The organism is Streptomyces sp. NPDC007164 (genome assembly GCF_040634135.1).
In the GTDB taxonomy this organism is placed as follows: Bacteria; Actinomycetota; Actinomycetes; order Streptomycetales; family Streptomycetaceae; genus Streptomyces; species Streptomyces sanglieri.
The window spans coordinates 17,568-31,776 of the sequence record NZ_JBEYFB010000039.1 but is presented as its reverse complement, the minus strand read 5'-3'; the positions used below and the strand labels follow the sequence as shown (position 1 = coordinate 31,776).

General features: G+C 72.8%; 12 protein-coding genes and 1 riboswitch. Of the genes, 4 read left to right on the top strand and 8 right to left on the bottom strand.

The features are described from left to right. Window positions 1-17: 17 nt before the first annotated feature. A riboswitch (cobalamin riboswitch) is annotated at window positions 18-153 on the bottom strand. 171 nt (window positions 154-324) lie between these two features. After that, complete coding sequence (locus ABZ622_RS32620) at window positions 325-1,365, bottom strand: MBL fold metallo-hydrolase (protein WP_360549410.1); 1,041 nt, start codon at window positions 1,363-1,365, stop codon at window positions 325-327. 248 nt (window positions 1,366-1,613) lie between these two features. Here ABZ622_RS32620 and ABZ622_RS32615 point away from each other — a divergent pair, with 248 nt between their 5' ends. Continuing rightward, complete coding sequence (locus ABZ622_RS32615) at window positions 1,614-3,074, top strand: aldehyde dehydrogenase (protein ID WP_360549408.1); 1,461 nt, start codon at window positions 1,614-1,616, stop codon at window positions 3,072-3,074. Beyond that, window positions 3,074-3,307 (top strand): ferredoxin, encoded by a 234-nt coding sequence (locus ABZ622_RS32610; protein ID WP_360549406.1) that lies wholly within the window; start codon window positions 3,074-3,076, stop codon window positions 3,305-3,307. The genes ABZ622_RS32615 and ABZ622_RS32610 overlap by 1 nt, the downstream gene beginning before the upstream one ends. Before the next feature lie 246 nt (window positions 3,308-3,553). Here the strand turns inward: ABZ622_RS32610 and ABZ622_RS32605 are convergent, their stop codons facing one another. Then, window positions 3,554-4,837, bottom strand: coding sequence for a cation:proton antiporter (locus ABZ622_RS32605; RefSeq protein ID WP_360549404.1), 1,284 nt, complete (start codon window positions 4,835-4,837; stop codon window positions 3,554-3,556). Window positions 4,838-5,101: 264 nt separating this feature from the next. Further along, window positions 5,102-6,571: a PHB depolymerase family esterase gene (locus ABZ622_RS32600; RefSeq protein WP_360549402.1), complete on the bottom strand. Its 1,470-nt coding sequence runs from the start codon at window positions 6,569-6,571 to the stop codon at window positions 5,102-5,104. Window positions 6,572-6,854: 283 nt separating this feature from the next. Between ABZ622_RS32600 and ABZ622_RS32595 the strand changes: the two genes are divergently transcribed. Both ABZ622_RS32595 and ABZ622_RS32590 read left to right on the top strand, forming a co-directional pair. Then, window positions 6,855-7,661 (top strand): 3-hydroxybutyrate dehydrogenase, encoded by an 807-nt coding sequence (locus ABZ622_RS32595; protein ID WP_360549400.1) that lies wholly within the window; start codon window positions 6,855-6,857, stop codon window positions 7,659-7,661. Between the two features lie 87 nt (window positions 7,662-7,748). Beyond that, window positions 7,749-9,734, top strand: a complete 1,986-nt coding sequence (locus ABZ622_RS32590; protein WP_360549398.1) for a GAF domain-containing protein — start codon at window positions 7,749-7,751, stop codon at window positions 9,732-9,734. Between the two features lie 21 nt (window positions 9,735-9,755). Here the strand turns inward: ABZ622_RS32590 and ABZ622_RS32585 are convergent, their stop codons facing one another. From ABZ622_RS32585 to ABZ622_RS32565, 5 genes are read right to left on the bottom strand one after another with little or no spacing between them, the layout of a single operon-like run. After that, window positions 9,756-10,640 (bottom strand): alpha/beta hydrolase, encoded by an 885-nt coding sequence (locus ABZ622_RS32585; RefSeq protein ID WP_360549396.1) that lies wholly within the window; start codon window positions 10,638-10,640, stop codon window positions 9,756-9,758. Further along, window positions 10,637-11,791, bottom strand: a complete 1,155-nt coding sequence (locus ABZ622_RS32580; protein ID WP_360549394.1) for a branched-chain amino acid ABC transporter permease — start codon at window positions 11,789-11,791, stop codon at window positions 10,637-10,639. The genes ABZ622_RS32585 and ABZ622_RS32580 overlap by 4 nt, the downstream gene beginning before the upstream one ends. After that, window positions 11,788-12,675 (bottom strand): branched-chain amino acid ABC transporter permease, encoded by an 888-nt coding sequence (locus ABZ622_RS32575; RefSeq protein WP_360549392.1) that lies wholly within the window; start codon window positions 12,673-12,675, stop codon window positions 11,788-11,790. The genes ABZ622_RS32580 and ABZ622_RS32575 overlap by 4 nt, the downstream gene beginning before the upstream one ends. Further along, a complete protein-coding gene (locus ABZ622_RS32570; protein ID WP_360549390.1) occupies window positions 12,675-13,421 on the bottom strand; it encodes an ABC transporter ATP-binding protein in 747 nt (248 codons plus the stop codon). Before ABZ622_RS32570 ends, ABZ622_RS32575 begins: the two co-directional genes overlap by 1 nt. After that, window positions 13,418-14,209, bottom strand: a complete 792-nt coding sequence (locus ABZ622_RS32565; protein ID WP_360549388.1) for an ABC transporter ATP-binding protein — start codon at window positions 14,207-14,209, stop codon at window positions 13,418-13,420. The genes ABZ622_RS32570 and ABZ622_RS32565 overlap by 4 nt, the downstream gene beginning before the upstream one ends.

Genomic DNA, 14,209 nt, shown 5'->3' with positions numbered 1-14,209 from the left:
GGGGGATCCGGTGGTCCGAGCCGGTCACGACCGCGGACAGGGCATTCCGACTCACCGCCTGCGAAGACGGTTCACGGCTGCGTGGTCAGTGCCGGATTCGCACCGGCTTCCCCCTGAACGGGCATGATGACGACCCGCACACTCTACCGGGCGGCACCGACCGGGCTCCGGGCCGGGAGGAGCGCCCCGGACGTGTCACTACTCACGTACGCGTCACCACACACGTACGCGTCACCACACGCCCCGCGACGTACGTCACGCACCCAGCGACGCGCATCACACCCATCGCTCATCACTCATCGCTCATCACTCATCGCTCATCACTCACACCGCGACATACGTCACCGGCTCGCTCCCCGGCACCGCCTCCGCGCGCCCGAGCTTCACCAGCCGCCGCAGATGCGCCTCCGCCTCCGAGACGGCGATGTTCCGGGAGCCGTGCGGGATCTGCTCCCAGGGCCGGTTCCACTCCATCCGCACGGCCAGCTCCCACGGCGTCAGCGGCTCCGCCAGCAGCCCGAGCAGCCCGGTCAGCCGCTCCTCGTGATGCCCGAGGAGCTCCCGTACGCGTCCCGCCGCATCGGTGAAGGCGTACTGATGGGCGGGCAGCACCTCGGCGGCCCCGAGCCTGCCGATGCGCTCCAGCGAGTCGAGGTAGTCGCCGAGAGGATCGGTGACCGTGGCGTCGTCCGGGTCCTCGTACAGCCCGATGTGCGGACTGATCCCCGGCAGCAGATGGTCTCCCGAGAAGAGCCGCCCCCGCCCCGGCAGATTGCCCGGGTGCTCCTCCTCCAGGTGCAGGCACACATGCCCCGGCGTGTGCCCCGGCGTCCAGATCGCCCGCAGCCTGCGCCCCGCCAGGTCGAGCAGCTCACCGGGCACGATCTCCCGGTCCGGGAGCGCGGCACGCAGCCCCGGCAGCGTCCGCATCCTGCCCCCGTCGGCCGCGGCGGCCCGCAACGGCGCGAGGTGCTCCTCGGGCGCTCCGACCGCGGTGAGCTTGGCCGCGAGATACGTCAGCCACCTGCCGGGTTGGGACTCCCGGGTACGGCGCACGATCGCGGTGTCCGCCGCATGCATGGCGATCCAGGCCCCGGATGCCTCGCGCACCTGCCCGGACAGCCCGTGGTGGTCGGGATGGTGGTGGGTGATGACCACACCGTGGATGTCGGCCATCTCCGTACCGATGGCGGTGAGGCCGGCCCCGAGAGTGTCCCAGGCCTCGGGATCGTCCCACCCGGTGTCGATCAGCACCGGACCCCGATCGGTGTCCAGGACGTGCACGAGGGTGTGGCCGAGCGGATTGTCCGGGATGGGCACCTTGATGCTGTGCACGCCCCCGCCGTGGTCGGTCACCTGCGTCATGAGGTCCCCATCTCTCTGGACGGCGTACGGCTTCGCGGCTCCGGTGCCTCGCCCCACTGTAACGAGAACTTGTTCCAGTAGTAGCCCCGGTCGACCATCTTGTCCGGGGCGCTGTCGCGGCCGTGGACTCCTGGAACTGGAACTGATATCAGTTCTGACACAGAGTCAGATCATGAGTCGGATGTCGAGTCGGACGTCGAGCCGGATGCCGATTCGGGCAACGCGCCGGGCCGCGGGAGGCAGTAGCCATGACCGAGCTTGTCGAACACGGAAAACTGTTCATCGGCGGGGAGTTGGTCGATCCGCTGGGCCGGGAAGTGATCGAGGTCGTCTCGCCCCACACCGAGCAGGTCATCGGCCGGGTGCCGCATGCCTCCCGGGCGGACGTGGACGCGGCCGTCGCCGCCGGGCGGCGGGCGTTCGACGAGGGGCCCTGGCCCCGGATGAGCCTGGACGAGCGGATCGCGGTGGTGACCAGGATCAAAGACGCGTTCGCCGTCCGGTACGAGGAGATCGCCCGGGTCATCAGCTCGGAGAACGGCACCCCGTACACGTCGAGCGTCATGGTGCAGGCGCTCGCCGCGATGATGGTGTGGGACTCGGCGATCACCGTGGCGCGGGGCTTCCCGTACGAGGAGCGGCGGGCCGGGGCGCTCGGGCCGTTGCTGGTGCGGCGGGAGCCGGTCGGAGTGGTCGCGGCCGTGGTGCCGTGGAACGTTCCGCAGTTCACCGCCGCCGCCAAGCTCGCACCCGCGCTGCTGGCGGGCTGCTCCGCCGTGCTCAAGGTCTCGCCGGAATCCCCGCTGGACGCCTACATCCTGGCCGAGATCGCCGCCGACGCCGGGCTGCCGGAAGGCGTGCTCTCCATCCTTCCGGCCGACCGCGAGGTCAGTGAGTACCTGGTCGGGCACCCCGGCGTCGACAAGGTGTCGTTCACCGGGTCGGTGGCCGCCGGGCGCCGGGTGATGGAGGTCGCCTCCCGCAACCTCACCCGCGTCACACTGGAGTTGGGCGGCAAGTCCGCCGCCGTGATGCTTCCCGACGCCGATCTGGACGCCGCCGTCGCGGGCATCGTCCCCTTCGCCTGGATGATCAACGGCCAGGCGTGCGTGGCCCAGACCCGCATCCTCGTCCCGCGCTCCCGCTACGACGAGACGGCCGAGGCGTTCGCCGCCGCGGCGTCCGCGCTGAAGGTCGGCGACCCGCTCGACCCGGCCACCGAACTAGGCCCCCTGGTCGCGCAGCGCCAGCAGCAGCGCTCGCTCGACTACATCCGGATCGGGCAGGACGAGGGCGCCAAGATCCTCACCGGCGGCGGCCGTCCGGCGTCCCAGGAACGGGGCTGGTACGTCGAGCCGACCCTCTTCGGCGACGTCGACAACTCGATGCGGATCGCCCGCGAGGAGATCTTCGGCCCCGTCATCTGCCTGCTGCCGTACGGTGACGAGGACGAGGCCGTACGGATCGCCAACGACTCCGACTACGGGCTCAGCGGCAGCGTCTGGACCGCCGACACCGAGCGCGGCATCGACATCGCCCGCCGGGTCAGGACGGGCACGTACAGCGTGAACACCTTCAGCCTCGACATGCTCGGCCCGTTCGGCGGGTACAAGAACTCCGGCCTGGGCAGGGAGTTCGGGCCCGAGGGATACGGCGAGTACTTCGAGCACAAGATGATCCACCTGCCGGCCGGATACGAGGGGGCGTGATGGGCGACCGCTGGGCCGTCGAGGTCGACCGGGGGGTCTGCATCGGCTCCGGGATGTGTGTGAACCACGCGCCGGGCGCCTTCGCCCTGGACACCGCCCGCCAGTCCCGCCCGTCGGTCCCGGAGACCGACGCCGACGAGAAGGTCCTGGCGGCTGCGGAGGGGTGCCCGGTCGAGGCGATCACGATCACACTGACCGGCTCGGGAGAGGTCGTCTTCCCGCCGGAGGAGTAGGCCGGGTATGACGGATTCCGCCCGCTGTGCCGGTGGACGGCGGGCGGGTGGACGGCGGGCGGGATCTGTCGGACGCGGCCCGGTCCGCTCTCGCGATCGATCTCGGCGTAGGCAAATGTCGTCGAGTGCACGGCAGGTGATCGAGAGGGCTGCCGTCGCGAGCTCTCGACGTTTCATGGCCCTTGGTCAGGACGGCCCGGCCGACGGCCGGCTGCACGTGGTCGTCGGGGCCACAGCGGGGGAGCCTCAGTCCCGCCTGCCGTGCCGGTGGTGCTTGGCAGCGCCTGCCACCATCCCCCGGATGGGCAGAACGTCCGCGGCCGGGCCGACCGGGGACGGGCCTGTGACGGCTGCCGCTCTTCCGTAGCGTTGGGCGAGAGGAGCGGAGGCGATGCCGTGTGCGAAGACGCTGAGCAGCACGGTGCAGGCGACCACCGGGACGATCGTCCGCGAGACCTGCGGTTCCAGTTCCTCGACCGCCAGCAGGCCGAAGATGACGGATGCCAGCCCGCGCGGGCCGAACCAGCCCACGAACAGGATGGTCTTCCTGTCCAGGCCGCTTCCGGTCAAGGACAGGGCCACTGGCACCATGCGTACCACCGTCAGGCTCAGTGCCGCGTAGAGCACCGTCGGCCAGGTGAGGTGATGGACGGCGGCCGGTACCAGTACGGCACCGAAGAGCAGCCACACCAGAATGGAAGACAGCGAAGCGGACTGCTCGACGAACAACAGCACGCGCCGTGGAGCGCCGTGCGTCGATCCGAAGGCCAGGCCGGCGACGAAGGCGGCGACGAAGCCGTTGCCACCGATCGCGATGGCTGAGGTGTAGCTCAGGAGGGCCAGAGCCAGGACGCCCGCTCCGGCTACGTCCTCGGTGGCCCAGCCCCGGCGCAGGGCGGAGCGCAGCAGCCATCCGGCCGTCAGCCCGAGCACCGTGCCGTAGGCCAGACCGATGGCGAGTTCCACGAGGGCGGTTCCGGGGGCATGAGTGTCCGACGCACTCCCGGCCGCGGCGACTCCGGCCAGGGCGAACACGACGAACGGGGTGGCGATACCGTCGTTCAGACCGCTCTCGACATTGATGAGGCGGCGAATCCTCGCGGGCACCACCGGATTGACCATCATCGTGGCGCCGAGCGCGGCATCTGTCGGGGCGAGGGCGGCCCCCACGTACAGCGCGGCCCAGCCCGACACCCCGGGAAGCAGGCCCGTGGCCAGCAGGGCGCCGAGACCGATACACATCGGCAGTCCGAGCAGCAGAAGTCGCACATACAGACCGAGTTCCGGGCGCAGGGCCTTGAATGACAGCCGCGCGGCATCGGTGAAGAGCACCCAGGCCAGGGTGACTTCGGCGAGAGTTCGCACCGTCCCCGGCGAGGGGGCCAGATGCAGTACCCCGATTCCTTCGCTCAGCAGCAGACCCAGCAGCACGAACGCGACGGGGGCGGTGAGTTCGACGCGCGCCAGTCGCTGCGAGTACAGGCCCCAGAGGAAGAGGAGAAGCAGGATCAGCGAGAAGGTTCCATCCACCCTGGACTCCGTAATCGAGGCAGCACCGTCCACGAAGGCCCGATTCTCGGCGGGTGCGGCGTGCCGAGGACCGAACCGGGCGGAATGCCTGCGGCTTTCACCCGACCAGTGGAATGCACCGCCGATGCGGTGATGGCGAAGGCGTTGGGTGCGGTCCTCCGGCGCATGGTCCAGCGGGCCGTCCGGCGTCCCGGCCCCGGACCCTGCGCAAAACCTGACCGCGCGGACCGGAGACCGGGGGCCGGACACCGCCCCGGACACCGCTCAGGCCGCGCACCCGGTGTCCGTGATCACGAAGTACCCCGCCGGCGACTCCCGCAGGGTGTGGGTGACGAACACGTTGTACAGGCCCATGTCCTGGTCCGAGCCGTTGGCGTACACATGACCGCCCGTGGTGTGCGCCCGGCCCGCCGCCACCTGCGCGTAGTTGGTCGCGGTGAAGCACCGCGCCGGGGCGCCGCCGGTGGTGGTCGCCGTCACCTGGGACGAGGCGGTGCCGGGCGTGCCCGATCCGTCGACCGCCGTCACCGTGTAGCGGTACGCCGTGCCGGCGGTGAGACCGGTGTCCGTGTACGTCGTACCGGCGGTGGCGGCGACCTTTGCACCGTTGCGGTGCACCGCGTACGAGTCCGCTCCCGCGACCGCGTCCCAGGACAGCGAGACACGGTCCGCCGCGACGTCCGTGACACGCAGGCCGGAGGGGGCGGGAAGCTGCTCCCCGCCGCCGGGCACGTCCCGGTCCAGGCCCCAGAAGACGCCGGTGTGGTACGTCGAGCAGATCGCGTTCAGGAAGTACGCGGCCGTCGTCCCGCACTGTTCGGCGCCCGAGCCGGGGCTCACGGCCAGACCGTGGCCCATGCCGGAGACGGAGTACGTCACCACCGCCGGATTCCCCGAGGCGTCGTCGTACACGCTGCGCGTCGTGTTGCCGGGGAGGCTGTCCGTGACCGACGGGGTCTGGCCGATGCCCCAGACGTCCGTCCACTGGTCGCGCAGGGCCGTCGCGTTGGCCGGGTACACCGTGTAGTCGGCGCTGCCCTGCCAGATCGCCACCCGGGGCCAGGGCCCCGCGTACCCGGGGTAGGAGGCGCGCACCTTGTCGCCCCACTGCGCGGGCGTCAGCTTCGGCGGGCCCGTCTGGCAGCCGGACGCACCCGCCTGGCTCGTCGCGCACTGGGCGGGCAGGCCCGAGGCCACGGAGCCGCCCGCGAACACGTCCGGGTAGGCGGCCAGCAGGTCGGCCGTCATCCCGCCGCCCGCCGAGAGGCCGGTGACGTACACCCGGCGGCCGTCCGAGCCGTACTGCTGCTTCGCGTACTCCACCATCTGCACGATCGAGGCGGCCTCGCCCCGGCCCCGGCCGTCCTCGGCCGGATCGAACCAGCCGAAGCAGGACAGCGCGTTGTTGGCGGCCGTGGTCTGCGGGAACACCACGGCGAAGCCCCACAGATCGGCGTACTTCGGCCAGCCCGAGTCCGTGTAGTAGTCGTTCGCGGTCTGCGTGCAGCCGTGCAGGGCGACGACCAGCGGCGCGTTCGCGGGCAGGGACGCGGGGGCGTACTCGTACATCTGGAGGTTGCCGGGGTTCGAGCCGAAGCCGGTGACCTGTTGCAGGCCGCCGGCGGCGGCGGCCGGCGGCGCCGCTCCGGTGGTGCCGAGCATCGCCGCGACGAGGGCGAGAGCGGCGGTGGGGGCGACGCGCCGGAGCAGGCGTCGCAGGATCGATGGGCGCACGGGTGCCTCCCTGAGAGGGCTGGGCCGGCTGATCGGACACTGCCGGCGGACGCTACGGGCCCCGCCCGCCCCCGCCCATGGGCCCGGCTGACACTCCCCGGCACCGGCTATGTGCGGCACCGCCGTTGCGGGCCCCGTCCGGCGGCGGCGGACCGCGCCCGGCCCGGCACACCGACGGCCCGCCGCCGGACCCGCCCCATGTACGCGGCCACCATGCCGACGCACGACGGTGTGTGCACCGACCCCGTGTGACGTGGGCCCCGGCCTCCCTACGGTGACGGCCATGGAGACTCCTCAGCCCCAGGCCCCCGGGCCGGCCCCGCTCACCGTCCCGCCGCCCGCGAACCCGACGCTGACCGGGCGCACCGCGCTGGTGACCGGCGCCGCGAGCGGCATCGGACGGGCCTGCGCACAGGCCCTGGCGGCGGCCGGCGCCCATGTGCACGTGGTGGACAAGGCCGCCGACGCCGCGAAGAGCCTGGCGGAGGCGATCGGCGGGACCGCGTGGGTGGCCGATCTCGCCGCCCCCGACGTGGTGGACACCCTGCCCGCCGACGCGGACATCGTGGTCAACAACGCCGGGCTCCAGCACGTCGCGCCCGTGCACGAATTCCCGCCGGACCGCTTCGCGCTGATCCAGCGCGTCATGGTGGAGACCCCGTTCCGCATCTTGCGCCGGACCCTGCCGGGCATGTACGAACGCGGCTGGGGGCGCGTGGTCAACATCTCGTCGGTGCACGGGCTGCGGGCCAGCCCCTACAAGTCGGCCTATGTGACGGCCAAACACGCACTGGAGGGACTCAGCAAGGTGGTCGCGCTCGAAGCGGCGGAGCACAGGGTGACGAGCAACTGCGTCTGCCCCGGGTACGTACGCACCCCGCTGGTCGAGAACCAGATCGCCGACCAGGCCCGTACGCACGGCATCTCCGAGGAGGAGGTGGTGGGCCGGGTCATGCTGGAACGCAGTGCGATCAAGCGGCTGATCGACCCCGGCGACGTCGCCGAGGCCGTGCTGTGGCTCTGCGGGCCGCGCACCGGGCACATCACCGGAACCTCCCTCTCCATGGACGGCGGCTGGACCGCCAACTGACCCCAGGTCGGCGGCTGGACCGCCGACCGCCCCGCCCGCAGAAACCCGCCCCCTGCGAATCCCGCCCCCTACGAATCCCGGCCGCCCATGTCTGAACCGTCCACCTCCGCCACCTCCGCCGCGCCCCACCTGCGACGCCTGCTCGACCTGCTGGCCGACGACGCCCCCGCCGAGGCGCTGGGCGCCGTCTCCTCGCAGGCGCGGGCCGCCGGGGTGCCCGCGGGCGATCTGGCGGAGGTGGAGCGGGGCACCGCCGCCGCCCTGCGGATCAGGGGCGCCCTGCGCCAGCACCGCCGCCGCGAGCTCCAGCTCACCGCGCTCTTCGACACCGCGGGCGACCTGGCCGCCTCCCGCGACCTGGACGAGGTGCTGAACGCGATCGTCCGCCGGGCCAGGATGCTGCTCGGCACGGACACCGCTTACCTCACCCTCCCCGACGAGGAGGCCGGGGACACCTACATGCGGGTCACCGACGGGTCGGTGTCGGTGGCCTTCCAGCGCCTGCGGCTGGAGCTGGGCGAAGGGCTCGGCGGGCTGGTGGCGCAGACCGCGAGCCCGTACGCCACCCACGACTACCGCACCGACGACCGCTTCCACCACACCCGCGACATCGACTCCGCGGTGCTGGACGACGGGCTCGTCGCCATCCTGGGCGTGCCACTGCTCCTCGGCTCCAGCCGCGGCGGCACCGGAAAGGTCATCGGTGTCCTCTTCGCCGCCGACCGGGCGCCCCGCGTCTTCAGCCCCGACGAGGTCGCCCTGCTCTGCTCGCTCGCCGCCCATGCCGCGATCGCCATCGACACCGCCCGCGCGCTCGCCGACACCCGGTCCGCACTGGACGAACTGGCGGACACCAACGCCGAGTTGGCCGAGGCCAACGCTGCGGTACGGGAGCACTCGGCGGCCATGCGCCGGGCCGAGGAGTCCCATGACCGGCTCACCGACCTGGTGCTGCGCGGCCGGGACGTCAAGGACGTCGCGGCGGCGGTCGCCGGGCTGCTGGACTCCCCGCTGACCATCCACGACCCGGGCGGGCGGCCGCTGGCGGCCGTCCGGCCCGACGGCGCGGACTTCGCCGCCGACGGCATGGACGCCGGATGGCTGGCCGAGACCGCCGAGGAATCCCGTACCGGTGCCCGCGCCGTGCACCGCGACGGCCGGTGGATCTGCGCGGTCCTCGCCGGGCAGGAGCTCCTGGCCGGTCTCGTCCTGCACCGGCGCGGGCAGCTCGACGACTCCGACCGGCGGCTCTTCGAGCGGGCCTCGGTGGTCACCGGACTGCTCCTGCTGCTGCGGCGCACCGTCGCCGAGACCGAGAACCGGATCCGGGGCGAGCTGATCTCCGACCTGCTGACCGACGCGGACCGCGACCCGGCCGGACTCACCGAACGCGGCCGCCGCCTGGGCATCGACCTCGACCGCCCGCATCTGCTGCTGGTGGCCGAGGGCGGGCCCCGGGAGCGGCTGGCCCCCGCCGCGATGCGCTATCTGTTCGGCGGGGACATCCACGGGGTGAGCGCGGAACACGCCGGGGCCGTGGTGCTGCTGGTGGCGGCCGGTGACCCCGGACCGGCCGCGGGCGACGCGGCCCGCGCGGCGGCGGCCCAGCTCGGCCGGCTCGCCCAGACCCCCGTCACCGTCGCCGCCACCGGCCCGGCGCGCGGCGCCCGCGAACTGGCCGCCGCGTACGGGGAGGCCGCCCGTTGCCTGCGCGCGATGCGGGTCCTCGGGCGCACCGGGGAAGGGGCCTGCGTCGAGGAACTCGGCTTCCTGGGCGTGGTCCTGGGCAACGCCCAGGACATCGACGGCTTCGTCTCGGCGACGCTCGGCCCGCTGCTGGAGTACGACGCGCAGCGCGGCACCCACCTGGTGCGCACCCTCGACGCCTACTTCGGCTCCGGGGGCAGTCTCGTCCGCGCCAAGGACGAACTCCACGTGCACGTCAACACGGTGGTGCAGCGGCTGGACCGGGTGCAGGTGCTGCTCGGGCGCGACTGGAACGAACCGGGTCGCGCCCTGGAGCTGCAACTGGCCCTGCGACTCCACCTCTTGGCGGGCGGCCGGGAACGGTAGAAGCCGCCCGCCCCGGCCTCCTCAGGCGCCCGACAGGTCCAGCAGCCGGCCGGCGATCTCCTTGCCGCCCGTCTCCCCCGTCAGCACCGTGTAGTGGTTGACGCCCCGGACCGCGACCGGAGTCACCCGGGTGCCCCCGAGGTCCGCCGCCGCCAGCCGGGTCTCGTCGTACAGGCCCTGCTCCTCGCCCATCAGCCCGCGCTGCGCCCACAGCAGCGTCGCCGGAACGTGCAGCTTCCGGATCGCCGTCAGCACCTCCTCGTCGAAGAGGCCGATGCCGTCGGTGCGCACCGCCTCGATCCGGCAGGTGGAGCGCATGGCGGGCTCGTCCCCGGTCAGATCGCGCTGGATGTACGCGTCCACCTCGTCCGACCAGGCGTCCGCGAACGCGGGGTGCGCCTGCCAGAACGAGCGGTACGCGGCCCGGTCCGGAAAGGTCATCGACAGCCGGTCCATCGCCGGGCCGATCACGGCGGTCATCAGCTCGTCCGGCGCGAGGTGCGTGGGAGCGGGGAAGCCGATGCCGCCGTCCACCAGCAGCAGCGGCCCGAACCGCTCCGGGTGCCGTACGGCGGCCAGCACCGCCACGAACGCGCCCATCGAATGGCCCGCCAGCACCACCCGGCCGGAGCCCAGCGCCGCGGCCACCGCGGCCACGTCGTCGGCGTGCGCGGCGATCCCGTACGGGCCCGGCAGCGCCGAACTCCCGGCCCGGCCGCGCAGATCCGGCGCGACCAGGGTGACCCGGCCGTCCAGCAGCCTCGCCACCGGCCCCCAGGACAGCGCGTTGGCCGTGATGCCGTGCAGGGCGAGGACGACCGGCGCGCCGGGTTCCCGGGCCGGCCACCGGAGCACCGCCAACTCGCCCCCGACGACGGGGACTCGTACCTCTTCGTACGCGATCACGGGCGTCCGTTCTCCTTCCGGGACCTGCTGTCCCTGGACGTTTCGGTGGCGGCGGGCGTACGGCGTGAAGCGGTCAGCCGGGACGGCAGCCGGGCCAGCCCGCCGGGCAGCAGGTGTACCACGGCGACGAACAGCACACCGAGCAGGAACAGTGGCTGGGAGAGCGGCACCCGCAGCACCGCGGGCAGTTCGGCGACCGCGCCCGAGCCGGCCAGATCACCGAGCCGGTGATCCGCCCAGGTGTAGAGGATGCCGCCGGCCATCGGCCCCCACCGGGTGCCGGACCCGCCCAGCACCACCATCACCAGCAGCGACAGCGTGAAGTCGGAGGTGGTGGTCTGCGGGGTCGAGCCGCCGGTGAGCAGCAGGTGCACCAGGCCGCCGAGCGCGGCCAGGGCGCCCGCCAGGACGAAGGCGGTGAGCTTGAACCCGTACGGCTTCAGCCCCAGCACCTCCACCCGGCGTTCGTTCTCCTTGATGCCCTCCCAGACGCGTCCGGTGGGGGAGTTGACCGCCCGGTGGACGACGGCGAGGGTGAGGACCAGATAGCCGAGCGCCAGCCAGTAGAGGTTCGCGGTGTTCTCGATGCCGACCAGCCCGGACGGCAGCAGGTCGGCGGGGGCGGCCCGGCCCTCCTCGCCGCCGGTCAGACCGCCGGGGTTGCGGGAGACCAGGATCGATCCCGCCTGGGCGAACGCCAGCGTCACCATGGAGAAGCCGATGCCGGTGACCCGCAGGCTCACCGAACCCAGGACCAGCGCGAGCGCGACCCCGCAGCAGAGGCCGAGCAGTGCGGACACGGCGAACGGGAGGCCCGCCTCCAGCAGGAACATGTTGGTGGCGTAGCTGCCCGCCGCGAAGTAGAGCGCATGCCCGAAGGAGAGCAGCCCGGTGCGGCCGAGCAGCAGGTCGTAACCGGTCGCCAGGGCACCGAACAGCAGGCAGGTGGCGAGGAGTTGGAGACTCCCAGGGCTGCCGAGCGGACCGTCCAGGAGTCCCGGCAGCGGCAGCGCGCTGAACGGGGCGAGGGCCAGTACCAACAGCACGGCGGCGGGCCACCAGCGGCGCAGCAGCCGGACGGCGCTCCCGGACGGCTGCACGGCCGGGGTCTTTCCGCCGGTGCGGTGTTGTGTCTCGGTGGCGGTGCTCACGCGAGCCTCCCGGTCAGTCCGCGCGGCCGTACGAGCAGCAGCGCGGCGAGCAGGACGACGACCGCCAGATCGCCGAGGCCCGCTGCGGTGTAGTAGTTGGCGAACTGCTGGACCAGGCCGATGACGACGGCCGCCACGGCGGCGCCGCTCACCGACCCCATGCCCCCGGTGACCACCACGACGAACGCGAAGATCAGCAGCGAGGTGCCCTGACGCGGGTCGACCGAGCCGAAGTACAGGCCGCCGAGCGCCCCGCCGAGCGCGGCCACGCAGCCGCCGATCGCGAAGACCAGCGTGAACGCCTTCCGCACGTCGATGCCGAGCGCGGTGACCATCGCCCGGTCCTCGACCCCGGCCCGTACGACCAGACCGTGCCGGGTGCGGCCGAGGAAGAGCCGCAGCGCCACGAGGACGACGAGGGCCGCCGCGACCAGGACCAGCCGGTTGACCGGCACCTGGGCGCCGAACAGGCCGAACGTGCCGGACAGTGCCTTCGGGCCCGGGAAGGTACGGGCGTCCGAGCCCCAGATGCCCGAGAGCAGGGCCGGGACGGCGAGCCCCACCCCGACGGTGGCGAGGACCTGCTCGCGCGGCCGGGTGTAGAGCGGGCGGACGACGGCGAGTTCCAGCAGCACGGCGGCCGCGGTGCCCACCGCCGTACCGAACAGGACGGCGAGGGCGAAGCCCGCCCCGCCCGGACCGGCGCCCGGCAGATGGCCGGAGGCCGCCCACCAGGTGCCGTACGCGCCGATGGAGAGCAGCGCCCCGTGCGCGAAGTTGAGCACGTCCATCAGCCCGAAGATCAGTGAGAGTCCCGAGGCGATCAGGAAATAGAGGGCTCCCAGACCGAGTCCGGTCATGGTGAGCAGAACGACGGTGGACATCAGGAATCCGCCTCCACGGAAGGTACTTCGGTGGCCGGGCCGTGTCCCACGCCCAGCAGGCGCCGTGCGGCTTCCGCGTCGCCCAGCAGCTCGGCGGCCGGCCCCTGGTGGGCCGTGCGGCCGTCGGCGAGCACCGCGCAGTGCCGGGCCAGGCGCCGCACCACGGCGAGGTTCTGCTCCACGAGCAGCACCGGCACCGCCTCGGCGGCCCGCTCAAGGACCTGGGCGACCTCGGTGACCACCTTCGGCGCCAGACCCTTGGTGGGTTCGTCGGCGATGATCAGCCGGTTGCCGTTGAGGAGGGTGCGGCCGATCGCCACCATCTGCTGCTGCCCGCCGGACAGTGTCCCCGCCAACTGCCGCTCCCGGCTCTTCAGTTCGGGGAACAGCTCGTGGACGAGCGGGTACGCGGGTTCGCCCGCGCCGCGCCGCTCGGCCAGCCGCAGGTTCTCCGCGACGGTCAGCCCGGCGAAGACGCCGCGGTCCTCGGGCGCGTAACCGATGCCGAGGCGCACCACGGTGTGGGTGGGCATCGACACGGTCTCCGCGCCGTCCAGCCGCACGCTGCCGGTGCGCGGGACGAGGCCGAGGACGCCGCGCACGGTCGTGGTCTTCCCGGCGCCGTTGCGGCCGAGCAGCGCGGTCACGCCGTGCCGGGCGACGTCCAGGTCCACGCCGTGCAGGATGTGCCGGCCGCCGATCAGGACCCGCAGGTCCCGTACGGCGAGCAGGGTTCCGGTCGTCACAGCCCCTCCCCGAGATAGGCCTGCTGGACGGTCGGATCGGCGGTCACTGCCTCGGGGGTGTCCAGCGCCAGCAGCCTTCCGTGGTGCATCACGGCGAGCCGGTCGGCCAGCCCCAGCAGGACGTCCATGTGGTGTTCGACCATCAGGACCGTGCGGCCCTCGTCCCGGTGCAGGGCGCGGATGAGTTCGGTCAGCGCGGGGACCTCCTCCGCACTGACCCCGGCCATCGGCTCGTCCAGCAGCATCAGCCGGGGCTCGCCCACCAGCAGCACCGCGAGCTCAAGCTTCCGCTTCTCGCCGTGCGACAGCTCGGCCGCCGTCGCCCGTGCCCGGTGGCCCAGACCGGTGCGTTCCAGTACGCCGTCCACCTCGGCGGTGTACCGGGAGGCCCGCCGCCACAGCCGGTGGGAGCCGCCCCGGGCCGCCTGCGCGGCCAGCCGGACATGGTCGGCCACGCTCATCGCCGGCCAGAGGCTGGACGTCTGGAACGTGCGGCCGATGCCGCGCCGCGCCCGTGCGTGCGCGGGCCGGTCGGTCATGTCCGTGCCGTCCAGCGCGATGGTGCCGGAGGTGGCCGTGGTCAGCCCGCTGATCAGGTTGAACAGGGAGGTCTTGCCCGCCCCGTTGGGGCCGATGAAGGCCAGGAACTCGCCCTCGTGGACGTCGAATGTGACGTCCTCGACGATCGTGGCCCCGCCGACGCCCCAGCCGAGCCCGTCCAGTCGGAGCACCGGGGCGGCGGTCCGCGCCCCGCCCGGGTGCCGCGCGGTGGTGTCCGGTGCGGTCAT

What these genes read in the sequence shown, in the direction of transcription:
- ABZ622_RS32565 (WP_360549388.1), bottom strand. Translation starts at nt 14,209, where the DNA reads ATGACCGCACCGGACACCACCGCGCGGCACCCGGGCGGGGCGCGGACC.
- ABZ622_RS32615 (WP_360549408.1), top strand. Translation starts at nt 1,614, where the DNA reads ATGACCGAGCTTGTCGAACACGGAAAACTGTTCATCGGCGGGGAGTTG.
- ABZ622_RS32620 (WP_360549410.1), bottom strand. Translation starts at nt 1,365, where the DNA reads ATGACGCAGGTGACCGACCACGGCGGGGGCGTGCACAGCATCAAGGTG.
- ABZ622_RS32595 (WP_360549400.1), top strand. Translation starts at nt 6,855, where the DNA reads ATGGAGACTCCTCAGCCCCAGGCCCCCGGGCCGGCCCCGCTCACCGTC.
- ABZ622_RS32575 (WP_360549392.1), bottom strand. Translation starts at nt 12,675, where the DNA reads ATGTCCACCGTCGTTCTGCTCACCATGACCGGACTCGGTCTGGGAGCC.
- ABZ622_RS32610 (WP_360549406.1), top strand. Translation starts at nt 3,074, where the DNA reads ATGGGCGACCGCTGGGCCGTCGAGGTCGACCGGGGGGTCTGCATCGGC.
- ABZ622_RS32590 (WP_360549398.1), top strand. Translation starts at nt 7,749, where the DNA reads ATGTCTGAACCGTCCACCTCCGCCACCTCCGCCGCGCCCCACCTGCGA.